This window comes from Streptomyces sp. NPDC034099 (assembly GCF_055575415.1).
On sequence record NZ_JBVISR010000009.1, the window covers coordinates 365540 to 378858 of the forward strand.

Genomic DNA, 13319 nt, shown 5'->3' on the forward strand with positions numbered 1-13319 from the left:
CCGTACCCGAGGCGGGGCTCAGTCCAGGTCGATGCGCTGTCCCGGGCCGGTGCCCTCGTCGCCCTCGTCGCGGCCGTCGGCCTCGTGTCCGTCCAGGTCACGGGGGTCGCGTGGGTCCTCGGGCGCGGTGTCGCCGGTGGTCCAGCGGCGTTCCTGGTTCTGGACGGCGGAGCGGTAGGCGGCGAGGAGTTCACCGCCGGCGGCGGCGAGGTGGTCGAACACGTCCGGGTTGCGTTCGATGACCGGTTCGACGGCGGCCTTCGCCTGCTGCACGACCTGCCGGACCACCTGCTGGGCGGCGGGTCCGGCGACCTGGCCGAGCAGCGGGGACTGGAGACCGGACAGCTTGTCCGCGACGGTGTCGACGAGCCGGCGCAGCTCCTCGGCGGCCGAGCCGGGCTGCGGCCCGTACTCGGCACGGCGGCGGGCCTTCTCGGCCTCCAGGTCCTCGGCACACGCCGTCGCCCAGGCGTCGGCGTCGGAGGCCGCTCGCGTCTCGTCGACCGCGTCGGCCTCGTCGGGGCGGGGGGCCTCGGACGGGGGGAGCTCTTCGCTCATGACGGACTCCTGACTACGGTTCGTCCTTACGACGTTACCCGAACGGGCCCGTGCTCAGGCGGGTCCCGTCGGGTCAGCGTCCCCGCGGCCACAGTTCCGGGTCCGGCGCGAACCGGACGGCGAGCGTGCCGTCCCGCAGCGCGGCGCCGTCGACGGTGCAGCGGCGCAGCGCGGAGGGCAGCGCGACGATGCGGCGGAAGGGCCCGGCGGCGACGACCAGTTCGTCACCGCGGCGGATCAGGTCGAGCTCCTCGCGTACGGCTCCGGGCAGCGGGATGCGCCAGACCAGCACGCCGTCCTCGGCCAGCCGGTCGGTGACGGGCCACTCGACCGGGGAGGTGTCCTGGTTGACGCCCGGCACGTCGAGGGCCGCGAGGTCGTCCGTGCCGCGCGGGTCGCGGCCGAGATGCGCGACGGCGTGGACGTCGTGGGACCCCTGCCATTCCTCCAGGGTCTTGCGCTGCTGGGCGAGGGGGCCGCTGAGCCAGCTGTCCGCCGGGGTGTCCTCCGGCAGGACCCGGTTGGCGACCAGGGAGTCGGTGCGCAGGCCGCGCAGGGCGAGGCCGAGGGCGGTGGCGCGGACGGCGTCGGCTCCGGCCGGTCCGGGTTCGGCGACCAGCCGTACGACGGTGTTCCGGTCGGCCAGTACGGCCTCGGCGGCGGCGAGTTCCAGGTCCCAGCGGGCGGCGGCCTCGTACAGCGCCTCGGCCGGCATGGGGACGCCCGCGAGCCGGCCGAGGACGGGACGCAGGGCGCGGGCGGCCTGCCGCTCGGGCGGGAGCAGGCGGCGCAGACAGCGGCGCAGTTCCTCCGGCGCGGCGAGCAGGGCGAGGGCGCGGGGCGCGGGCGGGAGGTCGACGACGAGGAGGTCGTGCGCCTCGGCGAGGGCGGCCTCGCGCAGGGCGCGCAGCAGGGCGAGGTCCTCGGCGCCGGGCAGCGGGGTGAGGTCCTCGGGGTCGAGACGGGCGGCGCCGAGGAGGTCGAGCGCGGAGGCGGCGCGGTCCTGGAGGGCGGCGAGGCCGTCGCGGAAGCCCTGGGCGGCGTCGGGGCGCCAGACGGTGAGGCCGGGTTCGACGGGGGTCGGCGCCGGGCCGGTGCGCAGGCCGAGCGCGGCGCCGAGGGTGTCGTCGCGGTCGGTGCCGAGGAGGAGGGTGCGGGTGCCCTGCCGGGCTGCGGCGAGCGCGGTGGCGGCGGCGACGGTGGTACGGCCGGTGCCGCCGGGGCCCGTGATCAGGAGGGTGCGCATGGGGGTGAACGGTACCCGGGGGCTCCGCCGGTCGGGCCGGTGACCGGCGGGGTGCGCTGCCCGGCGTTGCGGGGTGCCCGCAGCCGGGTTACTTCGACTCCACCCGCTTCTTCAGGCCCGCCAGGGCGCGGTCCGTGATGACCTTCTCCGCCTTGCGCTTGATCATGCCGAGCATCGGGATCTTGACGTCCACCGTGAGCCGGTAGGTGACCTCCGTGCCCGTGCCCGCCGGGCGGAGGAGGTAGGTGCCGTCGAGGGAGCGCAGCATCTGGGACTTGACCAGCGTCCAGGAGACCTCGTGCTCGCCGGTCCAGGTGTAGGCCAGCGTCTGGTCGTCCTTGATCGCCCCGGCGTCCATGACGAGCCGGACCTGCTCGGCGCGCCCCTGCGCGTCGGTCGCGAGGACCTGGGCCTCCTTCACCTCGCCGGTCCAGTCCGGGTAGCGGGCGAAGTCGGCGATCACCGCCATGACGTCGGCCGGTGCCGCCTCGATGGTGATGCTCGAGCTGGTGTGTTCCGCCATCGCCGTGGCTCCTCCGGATGCGAACCGCTACTGAGGTCGTCGTGCGCCCATGGCGCGCACGTGTGTGCCGCGTGAAGGCTATCGCGCACGGGGAGCGCGCATGCCACCACCCACCTGCGCGGGTCCGCCGCACACGGTCACCACTCCAGCGCCCACGGCCGTCCCGTCGACGCGAAGTGGCCGACGTTCACGCATTCGGTGGCGCCGACGCGCATCCGCCGGGCCAGCGGCTGGTGGACGTGGCCGAACAGCGCGTAGCGGGGGCGGGTGCGGCGGATCGCGTCCAGCAGCGCGCGGCTGCCCCGCTCGAAGCGCCGGGCCACCGTGTCGTAGACCAGTTCCGGCACCTGGGGCGGGATGTGGGTGCACAGCACGTCCACCTCGCCGACCGCCTCGATCTTCGCGGCGTACTCCTCGTCGCTGATCTCGTACGGCGTGCGCATCGGGGTGCGCAGCCCGCCGCCGACGAAGCCGAAGACGCGGCCGCCGATCTCCACCCGCTCCCCGTCGAGCACGGTGGTGCCGGGGCGGGCGTACTCGGGCCACAGCGGGGGCACGTCGACGTTGCCGTAGGTGGCGTACGTCGGGGTGGGGAACGCGGCGAACAGCTCGGCGTACTGCTTGCGCACCGCCCGCTCGATCAGCTCCCGCCGGTCCCCGTCGACCCCGGCCCACAACCGCGCCCCGAACTCCTGCGCCTCGGCGAAGCGGCGGGCGGTGCGCAGCGCGACGATGCGGTCGGCGTTCGCGACGCCGAACAGGTCGGGGAAGATGCCGCGCGAGTGGTCGGCGTAGTCGAGGAAGAGGACCAGGTCCCCGAGACAGATCAGGGCGTCGGCGCCCTCGCCGGCCCTGGCCAGGTCGCGGGCGTTGCCATGGACGTCGCTGACCACGTGGACGCGCGTGCTCGTGTTACGGGGCGGTGTGGGTGCCATGGCGATCAAGCGTAAGCAGCGCGTGCCTGATGTGAACAGTGGCGGTCGGACCTGCGGTTACTGGCTGGTCGGTTGAGCCGTCGACTACTGTGCGCAAAGCAAACCCCATCCGTGTGACGCAGCGAACATCTCGCGGGGACCCCCTGTCGGAGAACACATACCGGCGGGTAACGTCCGGGCAGTCCAGTCGTGCTCTGGATTTCAACATGTGAATCCCGCATGAGTCCTCCGGAGCCACAGCCCGAGCCTTGGACCGCACCGTCGCATCACACAACGTCGTGGCGCCGGCGCCCTATGAGGAGCAGCAGTCTTGCGCGAGTTCAGCCTTCCGGCCTTGTACGAGGTCCCCGCGGACGGAAACCTGACCGACATCGTCCGCAGAAACGCCGCGCAGCATCCGGACGTCGCCGTCATCGCCCGCAAGGTGTCGGGCGCCTGGCAGGACGTGACCGCGCGCGCCTTCCTCGCCGAGGTGCACTCCGCCGCCAAGGGCCTGATCGCCTCCGGTGTCCAGCCGGGCGACCGGGTCGCCCTGATGTCGCGCACGCGCTACGAGTGGACCCTGCTGGACTTCGCGATCTGGAGCGCGGGCGCGATCACCGTGCCGGTGTACGAGACCAGCTCGCCGGAGCAGGTGCAGTGGATCCTCAGCGACTCGGGTGCCACGGCGTGCGTCGTGGAGTCGGCCGGGCACGCCGCCGCCGTCGAGTCGGTGCGCGAGCGGCTGCCCGCCCTCAAGAACGTCTGGCAGATCGACGCCGGCGCCGTGGAGGAGCTGGGGCGGCTGGGCCAGGACGTCACGGACCGGACCGTCGAGGAGCGCGGCTCGATCGCGAAGGCCGACGACCCCGCGACCATCGTGTACACCTCCGGCACCACGGGCCGCCCCAAGGGCTGCGTCCTGACCCACCGCAGCTTCTTCGCGGAGTGCGGGAACGTGGTGGAACGGCTGCGTCCGCTCTTCCGCACCGGCGAGTGCTCGGTCCTCCTCTTCCTCCCCCTCGCCCACGTCTTCGGGCGTCTGGTCCAGGTCGCGCCGATGATCGCGCCGATCAAGCTGGGCAACGTCCCCGACATCAAGAACCTCACCGACGAACTGGCCGCCTTCCGGCCCACGCTGATCCTCGGCGTGCCGCGCGTCTTCGAGAAGGTGTACAACTCGGCGCGCGCCAAGGCGCAGGCCGACGGCAAGGGCAAGATCTTCGACAAGGCCGCGGACACGGCGATCGCGTACAGCAAGGCGCTGGACAGCCCGTCCGGCCCGTCCGTCGGCCTGAAGCTCAAGCACAAGGTGTTCGACAAGCTCGTCTACAGCAAGCTCCGTACGGTCCTCGGCGGCCGCGGCGAGTACGCCATCTCCGGCGGCGCCCCGCTCGGCGAGCGGCTCGGCCACTTCTTCCGCGGCATCGGCTTCACGGTCCTGGAGGGCTACGGCCTCACCGAGTCCTGCGCGGCCACCGCCTTCAACCCCTGGGACCGGCAGAAGATCGGCACGGTCGGCCAGCCGCTGCCCGGCTCCGTGGTGCGCATCGCGGACGACGGCGAGGTGCTGCTGCACGGCGAGCACCTGTTCAAGGAGTACTGGAACAACCCGGGCGCGACCGCGGAGGCGCTGGCCGACGGCTGGTTCCACACCGGCGACATCGGCACCCTCGACGAGGACGGGTATCTGCGGATCACCGGCCGCAAGAAGGAGATCATCGTCACGGCCGGCGGCAAGAACGTCGCCCCGGCCGTCATCGAGGACCGCATCCGCGCGCACGCGCTGGTCGCGGAGTGCATGGTGGTCGGCGACGGGCGGCCCTTCGTGGGCGCGCTGGTCACCCTGGACGAGGAGTTCCTGGGCCGCTGGTGCGCGGAGCACGGGAAGCCGGCCGGTTCGACCGCGGTGTCGCTGCGGGAGGACCCGGAACTGCTCGCGGCGATCCAGGACGCGATCGACGACGGGAACGCGGCGGTGTCCAAGGCGGAGTCGGTGCGGAGGTTCCGGGTGCTGGGGGCGCAGTTCACCGAGGACTCGGGGCACTTGACGCCTTCGCTGAAGCTGAAGCGGAATGTTGTGGCGAAGGATTACGCGGACGAGATCGAGGCGATCTACGCCAAGTAGGGGCGCCTTCCGGGGTGCCGGGTTCGCTTCGTCGGCGGCTTCACGTGCGTCGTGGCCGGTCGCGCCCACGCGGCGGAGCCGCAAATGTCACAGCCCCGCGCCCCTGGGGCAGTCCACTTCACCGTGCTGACAAGGCACCCTCGTTACAGCAGCGCCTTCAGGTGCTCGGCCAGTAGGTCCCAGCGCCACTTCTCCTCGACCCAGGACCTGCCCCGCTCGCCCATCCGGTGGCGGAGTTCCGGGTCGGCGAGGAGGGTGGTGATGCGGTCGGCGGACTCGTTCGGGTCTTCGCCGCGGACCACCCAGCCCGTCTCGCCGTCGAGTACGGCGTCGGGGGCGCCGCCCGAGTCGCCGGCGACGACGGGCAGGCCGGTCGCGGACGCCTCCAGGTAGACGATGCCGAGGCCCTCCACGTCGAGGCCGCCCCGGCGGGTGCGGCAGGGCATGGCGAAGACGTCCCCGGCGCCGTAGTGCGCGGGCAGTTCGGACCAGGGCACGGCGCCGGTGAAGTGGACGGAGGCGGCGACGCCGGTCTCCTCGGCGAGGCGGCGCAGGTCCTTCTCGTAGGGCCCGCCGCCGACGATCAGCAGGACGGCGTCCGGCTCGGCGGCGAGGACGCGCGGCATCGCCCGGATCAGGGTGTCCTGGCCCTTGCGCGGGACCAGGCGGGACACGCAGACGACCACGGGGCGCTCGGTCAGGCCGAGGCGGGCGCGCACCTCGTCGCCGCCGCTGGCCGGGTGGAAGGTCTTCTCGTCGACGCCGGGCGGCAGTTGCACCATCCGCGCGGCTGCCTCGGGCGTGAGCGCGCCCGCGATGCGGGAGCGCGTGTACTCGCCGAGGTAGGTGATCGTGTCCGTGGACTCCCCGATCCGGCGCAGCAGTTGCCGGGCGGCGGGCAGCTGGGCCCAGCCCGCCTCGTGGCCGTGGGTGGTGGCGACGAGGCGCTCGGCGCCCGCCTTGCGCAGGGCCGGGGCCATCAGGCCGAGGGGCGCGGCCGCCCCGAACCACACCGACGTGCAGCCGTGCTCGCGCAGCAGGCCCACCGCCCGCCGGGTGGCGCCCGGTGTCGGCAGCAGCATCGTGGTGCGGTCCCGTACGACGGTGAAGGGCTGCTCGGCGTCGAAGGCGGCGGTGGCCTCGATGCCCTCGCGGCTCCGCTTCCAGGTGGAGGCGTAGACGACCAGCCGCTCGGGGTCCAGCCGTAGCGCCATGTTGTGCAGGAAGGCCTGGATGCCGCCCGGGCGGGGCGGGAAGTCGTTCGTCACGATCAAGGTCTTGCGCACGCCGCCGACCCTACCGAACCGGCCGCCGGGTGCCGGGCCCGGCTGCGTCCTGTGGCACGCCCGCCGGGGTCCGGGTCATCATGGCCGCACCTGCGGACAAGCAGGTGCAGGGCGGGGACAGGCAGGTACGAGGCGGGCACGGACGGGCAGGTAGCACGTGGAGACGAGGGACGCGGGGCGGTCACCGGTGTGGTTGCTGACGGCCTGGGGCGCCACGCGGCTGGTGCTGCTGCTGTTCGTGCTGAAGGTGCTGGTCTTCCCCGGTCCGGACGTCACGAGCGACGTGTCCGTCATCTACCGGGACTGGTCCGACGTCCTGCGCACCGGAACGTTTCCGCTGGAGGACGTCACCTGGCAGTACCCGCCGGCGGCGGCCTTCGCGGTGCTCTCCCCCGGCCTGCTGCCCTTCCTGGAGTACGCGACGGCGTTCTTCGTCCTCGCGTGTGTCACGGACGCCGCCGTCCTCGCGCTGCTGTGGCACGCGGGCCGGGGCGCGGGGCGGTCGCCGCGCGGGGCATGGGTGTGGGTGGCGGGCGTGCCGCTGCTCGGGCCGACGGTGTACGCCCGCTACGACGTGATGGTCACGGCGGTCGCGGTGGCCGCGCTGCTCGCCGCCGGGCGGCATCCGCGGGTGGCGGGGGCCCTGGCGGCCCTCGGGGCGCTGCTGAAGGTGTGGCCGGCACTGGTGCTGGTGGGGATGCGGGGGCGGGGGCCGTGGATCGCCGCCGCGGTGAGCGGGGCCGGGCTGGCCGGGCTGTTCGCCGTGTCGATGCCCGGGGCGTTCGCGTTCCTGACGTTCCAGCGCGAGCGCGGGGTCGAGGTGGAGTCGCTGGGCTCGCTGGCCTTCCACGTCGCCCGGCACTTCGGCTGGGAGGGCGGGGTGCTGCTGAACTACGGCTCGATGGAGTTCCTGGGCCCGCACGTGGACACGGTGGGCACGGTCTCCCTGGGGCTGAGCGCGGTGGCGTTCGGCTGGCTGCTGCTGTGGCGGCTGCGGGCCTCGCGGCCCGGGACCCCGCGGTTCGCGGCGCACACGGCGGCGGACGCGGCCTTCGTGGCGGTGCTGATGTTCACGGTGACCAGCCGGGTGATCAGCCCGCAGTACCTGGTGTGGCTGGTGGGCCTCGGCGCGGTCTGCCGGTGCTTCCGGGCGAGCCGGATGCGGGTGCCGGTGACGCTGGTGCTGGCGGCGACCCCGCTGACGCTGCTGGAGTTCCCGCTCCTGTTCGCGGACGTCGTGGCGAGCACCCCCCTCGGCATCACGCTCCTGTTCGTCCGCAACGGCCTCCTGGTGACCGCCGCCCTCCTCGGCGCCCACGCCCTGTGGCGCAGCCCGGTACGCCGCGACACCCCGGCCCCGCCCGACGATCCGGGCCCCCTCGGCCGAGCCACGGCCCCCGCGGACACCCCCGCCGGCACACCGTGAAGCCCCCGCCACCATCCCGAGCACCCCGCGCCGCTCAGCCGAACCGCGTTCGCAGGTACTCCCGCCAGTGCGCCGTGAAGTCCTGCTCCGTCGTGCCGAGCACCGTGTGCAGCGCGTCCTCGACCGCGCCGGTGCGGTCGCCGTGGGCGCCCACGGCGCGGTAGAACGCGTCCAGCCGGTCCTCGCCCCACTGCTCGGCGATCATCCGGCAGGCCAGCCAGCCGCCCTCGTACGCCCGGGCCAGTTGTTCCGCCTCGGCGGTGAAGCCGAAGTCCTCGTCCGCCGGCAGCCGCGCGGGCACCCGGCCCTCGGCGACCGCGTCGGCCAGTTCGGGGGCGGCCTGGGCGGCGGTGCGTCCGGTGTCGCGGTAGCCGACCCAGTCGGCGTAGCCCTCGGAGAGCCACAGCGGAGTGGCCGAGGTGGTGTCGGCGCGGGTGGCGACGTGGGTCGTCTCGTGGGTGAGCACGACCTGCTTGCCGAGGGTGCCGAGCAGCCCGTACGCGTCGGGATTGACGATGATCCGGTCCGCGGGGGCGTGTTCCCGGCCGCCCGTCTCCCCGGTGGTGACCGCGGCGATGCCCCGGTAGGACGAGGCCGGGGACCCGAGCAGGCCCGCCATGCCCTCCACCGACCGGGGGACGACCACGACCACCCGGCGGGACCAGTCGCCGTCCCAGGCGTCCGAGACGGCGGGCACCGCCCGGTCGGCCAGGTCGGCGAAGCGGCGCAGCATCGCGGTGGACTGCCCGACGCCGAGAACGAGGCTGTGCGTGCCGCGGACGACCTCGACCGCGCCCTGGTCCCAGGGCTGCTGGCCGGACTCCTTGGCGGGGCGGTCGGAGTCGACGGCCCACGTCCCGCCCGTGCCGTTCCGGCTCAGCCGCACGGTGCGGCCCGCGGTGACGGGGCCCCGGTCGTAGCCGTCGACGCGGTAGCGCAGCTCGACGTCGGCGGTGGCGGTGTCGCCGGTGCGCTCCACGTCCCGCACCCGGTAGGACCAGGCGGCCAGCGGGATCGCGCTCAGGTGGCCGAAGCCCTTGCCGGTGCCGGTGCGCGCGTAGGCGGCCGCGTCGTGGGCGAGGACGGCCGCCGCACGCCGGTCCAGGACCCGCTGGACGTCGGCCCGGGCGGGTTCGGCCGCGGTCCGGCCGCCGCAGGCCACCAGCGCGACCAGCAGCAGGCACAGCGCCACCACCGAGGAACCCGACACCCGCCTTCGACCAGCCACCTTCCCGATCGTACGGGCGAGGGACCGCGGAAGGCACCGGGCGAGGGGAGCGCGGGGGCCGGGGGCGGCCGCGGGGTCACACCCGGGTGACCGAGGAGATCGGCATCATGCCGACCGGGTCGTAGCGCACCGGCGCGCCGGGGTAGGGCGCGTGGATGACCTGGCCGTTGCCCGCGTACATGCCGATGTGGCTGGCGTCGTCGCGGTAGGCGACCAGGTCGCCGGGCCGTGCCTCGGCCAGGGACACCCGCCGCCCGGCGCCCGACTGCGCCTGCGAGGTGCGGGGCAGCCCGACCCCGGCCTGCGCGTAGGCCCACTGGGTCAGGCCCGAGCAGTCGAAGCCGGAGGGGCCGTTGGCGCCCCAGACGTAGGGCTTGCCGAGGGCGGAGCGGGCGGCGGCGAAGGCCGCCCCGGCCCTGCCGGAGGCGGGAGCGGTGGCCCCGGCGAGGGCGGTCAGGTCCTCGCGGCCCGAGCGGGAGCCGCGCCCGTAGGCGGCGCGCTCGTCGTCCGGCAGGGCGGCGAGCAGCGCGCGGGCCTTGGCCAGCTTGCGCTCCACGGTCTTCTTGTGGGCCGCGACGGCCTTGCGGCCCTTCTCCAGCTCGGTGAGCTTGCGGGCCGCCTCGGCCCGGTCCTGGGCGAGGTCGCGCATCGCCTGCTGGAGCTCCCTCAGCTCACCCGCCTGGCGGGTGGTGATCCGGTCGAGCACGGAGGCCCGGTCGAGGTAGTCGTCCGGTTCGGCGGAGAGCAGCAGCGCCAGCGACGGGTCGATGCCGCCGGAGCGGTACTGGGCGCCGGCCAGCGAGCCGAGGGCGTCCCGCATGGTGTTGACGCGCTGCTGCTGCCGGGCGATGGAATCCTGCGCGGTCGTGACCTCCTCGCGCAGCGCGTCGGTGCGGGCGTCGGCCTTGTTGTAGGCCTCGGTCGCCTGCTCCGCCTCGGTGCGCAGGCGGTCCACCTCCGCCCGCCGGTCGTCGTGCGGAGCGGCCGCGGCCGGTACGGCGCCCAGGAGTGCGGCGGCCACGGAGAGGAGGCCGACGGCGGCGGTGGAGCCACGGTCGAACCCGGATGGTGCAAGGCGGCGATGGGACCCCACGGGAAGCCGCACTCCTTCCGCTGGCGGACGGGGAAACGCGGCAGACAGTAACCCCACGGCGGGGCACCGGCCAACGACCTGAGGGGCCGCGCGACACGACGCCCCGCCGCTGACGCAGGTCACCGGCGGGGCGGGGGGTCACAGGGCCCGGGCGTGATTCGCCCGAACGGGCGGTACGGCGGGGGTGACTTCGGGTGGCGCGGGGCGTCCGGGTCAGACCCGTACGCGGGGCACGGTCAGACCCGTACGCCGAACATGAACGGGCCGCCGATGGTGCCCATCGACTCGTAGCGGACGTTCGTGCCGGTGCGCGGCGCGTGCAGGACCTGGCCGTTGCCGGCGTAGAGGCCGACGTGGTGCAGGTCGCTGAAGAAGAAGACGAGGTCGCCGACCTGGAGGTCGTTCATCGAGGAGATGCGCGTGCCGTAGTTGGCCTGCGCCTGGGAGGTGCGCGGGATGCCGACGCCGGCCTGCGCGTACGCCCAGGAGGTCAGGCCCGAGCAGTCGAAGGAGGACGGCCCGGTGGCGCCGTAGACGTAGGGCGTGCCTATCTTGCTCTGGGCGGCGGCGAAGGCGGCGCCCGCGCGGCCGGAGGCGGGGGCGGAGCTGCCGCCGGTGAGCACCTGGCGCTCGCTGGCGCGGTTGGAGCGCTGCTCCTCCTGCTGGAGGGCGGCCTTCTCCTGCGCGGTCAGCGTGTTGAGCAGCTTCTGCGCGGAGGAGAGCTTGCCCTGGACTTCCTTCTTCTTGTTGCCCAGTTCGGTGCGGGTGGCGGAGAGGTCCTTGAGCTTCTCGGACGCTTCGGAGCGCTGCTGGGCGAGGTCGCGCTGCTTGACCTGGATCTTCTTCAGCGCCTCGACCTGCTGACCGCTCAGCTGGTCCAGGGTGGAGGCCTTGTCCAGGTAGTTGTCCGGGTCGGCGGACAGGAAGAGCTGGAGGGAGGGGTCGATGCCGCCGGAGCGGTACTGGGCGCTGGCCATCGAACCGAGGCCGTCGCGCAGCTCGTTGAGCTCCTCCTGGCCGCGGGCGACGTTGTCCTGGATGGTGGAGACCTCCTTCTGGAGCTTCTCCTGCTTCTCCTTGGCGCCGTTGTACTTCTCGGTGGCCTGCTCGGCCTCCTCGTAGAGCTTGTCGACCTTCGCCTTGACCTCGTCCTTGCTCGGCTTCTCGCTCGGGGCGGCGTTGGCGGCCTGGGAGCTGAGAGCGACAGCGGCGGCGGCAGCGGTGGTGAGCACGGTCACGCGCGTGCGGCTCGGCTGCTTGGGACGACGGTGGGACGCCACGGAGACGAGCTCCTTCTTGAGAGGGATCACCCGTTCGAGGGTTCGAAGGGTGACCCTAGTGACCCACTCGTGATCAGTTCAAATCCTCCGCCGAAAAATCACGGTTACGCACCGCGTTTTTCGCCGTAACTCACCTGCAGTGACCCTCTTTTGACACTACGTTGCGTGACGGTTCCGTCAATTCGGGCATAGAGCGCCTACGTTACGGTTGGTACGGAAGTGAAGAGAAGTGGCCGGAAGCCGACGGCCGACTAGGAAAGCCGCTTGAGGAGCACCGCGGACGCCACCGGGCGTGCGCCCGCGCGCGCCACGCCGTCGGCGACCTCGCGGTCGGTGGAGACGACGATGACCGGCCGTCCCGGCGGCTCGGCCCGCACCAGTTGGCGGATCAGCTCGTCGGCGGTGACACCGGGCTTGGAGAACAGCACGCGCACTCCGCGCGGCGGCGCGAGCAGCACCGGCGCCACGAGTTCGGCCCCGTCGAAGACACAGGTCATCTCGGCGCCGGTCTGCGCGGCGAGCTGGGAGAGCTGGCCGAGCAGCCGCAGCCGCTGCTTCTCCAGCGGCATCTGCGGATAACCGGTCTTGGTGACGTTGTAGCCGTCCACGACCAGGTGCGCCTGGGGCAGCGCCAGCAACTGGTCGAGGATCGCCGGGTCGTTCTCGGACAGGGCCCGGTTGGCGATGTCCTTCGGCGTCATCCGGCCCGGCTCGACCGCGTCCACGGTCTCGGCGGGCCGCACGGACACCGGGGGCAGCGCCAGCTCGCGGCGCAGCCCCTGAGTGGCGTCGAGGAGGGTGTCCAGGAGCAGCCGTACGCGCATGTCCTCGACGCTGCGCCCCTCGCGGGCGGCCTTGCGGGTGGCCTCCAGGGCCGCCTCGGCCTCCCCCAGGCGGGCCTTGAGCCGCCGGGTCTCGCTCTCGGCGGCGGACACCTGGGTCTGCCCCTCGGCCCGCACGGAGTCCAGCTCGGCCTGGACCTTGCGCAGCGCCGCCTCGCCGCGCTTGACGTCGCTGAGGGCGGAGCGCAGCTTGCGGTGCAGCGACTCGGCCTCCCGCTTCGCCGCGTCCAGTTCGGCGCGCAGCCGCTCGGTCTCGGCCTTGGTGTGCTCCCGTGCCCGGGCCAGCTCCTCGTGCAGCCGCTCCAGCTCCGCGCGGTTCTCCTCGTCGGCCCGCTCGGCGTCCGCGCGCTGCGCCTCCTCGCCGGCGGCGGTGACCAGCTTCACCCAGCCGTGCGGGCGCAGCACGTAGGCCGCGGCGGCCACGTCCAGCGGGTCGGCGGCCGGGAGCGCGGACCCGGCGTCCAGGGCGTCGGCCAGTTCCGGCTGGGTGTCGCGGAACTTCTCTCCGATGCGCTGGCGGAAGAGCGGGTCGGTCTCCACGGCGGCGGCCATGGCGTTGCCGGCGAACTTGGCCCTGCGGTTCGGGGCGAACCTGGCGTACTGCCTGAGCTGCGCGGGCAGCTCACCGAGGGTGAGCGAGCCGAAGCCGTCGGACACGATCTGCACGACCCGGCGGCGCACGCCGTCGGGCAGCGGGCGGTCGAGCACCTCAGCGGCGCCGTCGCCCGGCCCCCCGCCGTGTGTCTCCACCATCCGTCACCCCAATGTCTCAGGGCGATCCCGGGCCGGAATCGC

At 73.6% G+C, this 13319-nt stretch carries 11 protein-coding genes; 2 read left to right on the forward strand and 9 right to left on the reverse strand.

What is annotated here, in order from left to right:
• Positions 1-18 precede the first annotated feature (18 nt).
• From ACZ56V_RS26260 to ACZ56V_RS26275, 4 genes are all read right to left on the reverse strand, one after another.
• The gene (locus ACZ56V_RS26260; protein ID WP_468945635.1) at positions 19-558 is read right to left on the reverse strand and encodes a DUF5304 domain-containing protein; all 540 of its coding nucleotides are present in this window, start codon (positions 556-558) and stop codon (positions 19-21) included.
• 73 nt (positions 559-631) lie between these two features.
• Positions 632-1804, reverse strand: a complete 1173-nt coding sequence (locus ACZ56V_RS26265; protein WP_467383072.1) for an ArsA family ATPase — start codon at positions 1802-1804, stop codon at positions 632-634.
• An 88-nt stretch (positions 1805-1892) separates the two neighbouring features.
• A complete protein-coding gene (locus ACZ56V_RS26270) occupies positions 1893-2327 on the reverse strand; it encodes an SRPBCC family protein (protein WP_052841433.1) in 435 nt (144 codons plus the stop codon).
• A 137-nt stretch (positions 2328-2464) separates the two neighbouring features.
• Positions 2465-3262 (reverse strand): metallophosphoesterase family protein, encoded by a 798-nt coding sequence (locus tag ACZ56V_RS26275; protein WP_356371000.1) that lies wholly within the window; start codon positions 3260-3262, stop codon positions 2465-2467.
• Positions 3263-3572: 310 nt separating this feature from the next.
• On the opposite strand from ACZ56V_RS26275, the gene ACZ56V_RS26280 reads away from it, so the two are divergent.
• Positions 3573-5369, forward strand: a complete 1797-nt coding sequence (locus tag ACZ56V_RS26280; protein ID WP_467383074.1) for an AMP-dependent synthetase/ligase — start codon at positions 3573-3575, stop codon at positions 5367-5369.
• Positions 5370-5512: 143 nt separating this feature from the next.
• Here ACZ56V_RS26280 and ACZ56V_RS26285 read toward each other — a convergent pair whose 3' ends face one another.
• Positions 5513-6655, reverse strand: a complete 1143-nt coding sequence (locus ACZ56V_RS26285; RefSeq protein WP_467383076.1) for a glycosyltransferase family 4 protein — start codon at positions 6653-6655, stop codon at positions 5513-5515.
• A 157-nt stretch (positions 6656-6812) separates the two neighbouring features.
• Here ACZ56V_RS26285 and ACZ56V_RS26290 point away from each other — a divergent pair, with 157 nt between their 5' ends.
• Complete coding sequence (locus ACZ56V_RS26290; RefSeq protein ID WP_468945641.1) at positions 6813-8081, forward strand: glycosyltransferase 87 family protein; 1269 nt, start codon at positions 6813-6815, stop codon at positions 8079-8081.
• Between the two features lie 34 nt (positions 8082-8115).
• Here ACZ56V_RS26290 and ACZ56V_RS26295 read toward each other — a convergent pair whose 3' ends face one another.
• The 4 genes from ACZ56V_RS26295 to ACZ56V_RS26310 all read right to left on the reverse strand — a co-directional run bounded on the left by ACZ56V_RS26295 (position 8116) and on the right by ACZ56V_RS26310 (position 13277).
• Positions 8116-9309, reverse strand: coding sequence for a hypothetical protein (locus ACZ56V_RS26295; protein ID WP_468945644.1), 1194 nt, complete (start codon positions 9307-9309; stop codon positions 8116-8118).
• Positions 9310-9385: 76 nt separating this feature from the next.
• Entirely contained in the window at positions 9386-10402 is a 1017-nt protein-coding gene (locus tag ACZ56V_RS26300; protein WP_398912831.1) for a C40 family peptidase, read from the reverse strand.
• Between the two features lie 236 nt (positions 10403-10638).
• Positions 10639-11682: a C40 family peptidase gene (locus ACZ56V_RS26305; RefSeq protein WP_468945647.1), complete on the reverse strand. Its 1044-nt coding sequence runs from the start codon at positions 11680-11682 to the stop codon at positions 10639-10641.
• Positions 11683-11933: 251 nt separating this feature from the next.
• On the reverse strand, positions 11934-13277 hold the full coding sequence (locus ACZ56V_RS26310; RefSeq protein ID WP_356370986.1) for an NYN domain-containing protein: 1344 nt from the start codon (positions 13275-13277) through the stop codon (positions 11934-11936).
• Between the last annotated feature and the right edge of the window lie 42 nt (positions 13278-13319).

Bases quoted from the DNA above. Each gene is read 5' to 3' on its own strand.
- ACZ56V_RS26260 (WP_468945635.1), bottom strand. From the start codon at position 558: ATGAGCGAAGAGCTCCCCCCGTCCGAGGCCCCCCGCCCCGACGAGGCC.
- ACZ56V_RS26265 (WP_467383072.1), bottom strand. From the start codon at position 1,804: ATGCGCACCCTCCTGATCACGGGCCCCGGCGGCACCGGCCGTACCACC.
- ACZ56V_RS26270 (WP_052841433.1), bottom strand. From the start codon at position 2,327: ATGGCGGAACACACCAGCTCGAGCATCACCATCGAGGCGGCACCGGCC.
- ACZ56V_RS26275 (WP_356371000.1), bottom strand. From the start codon at position 3,262: ATGGCACCCACACCGCCCCGTAACACGAGCACGCGCGTCCACGTGGTC.
- ACZ56V_RS26310 (WP_356370986.1), bottom strand. From the start codon at position 13,277: ATGGTGGAGACACACGGCGGGGGGCCGGGCGACGGCGCCGCTGAGGTG.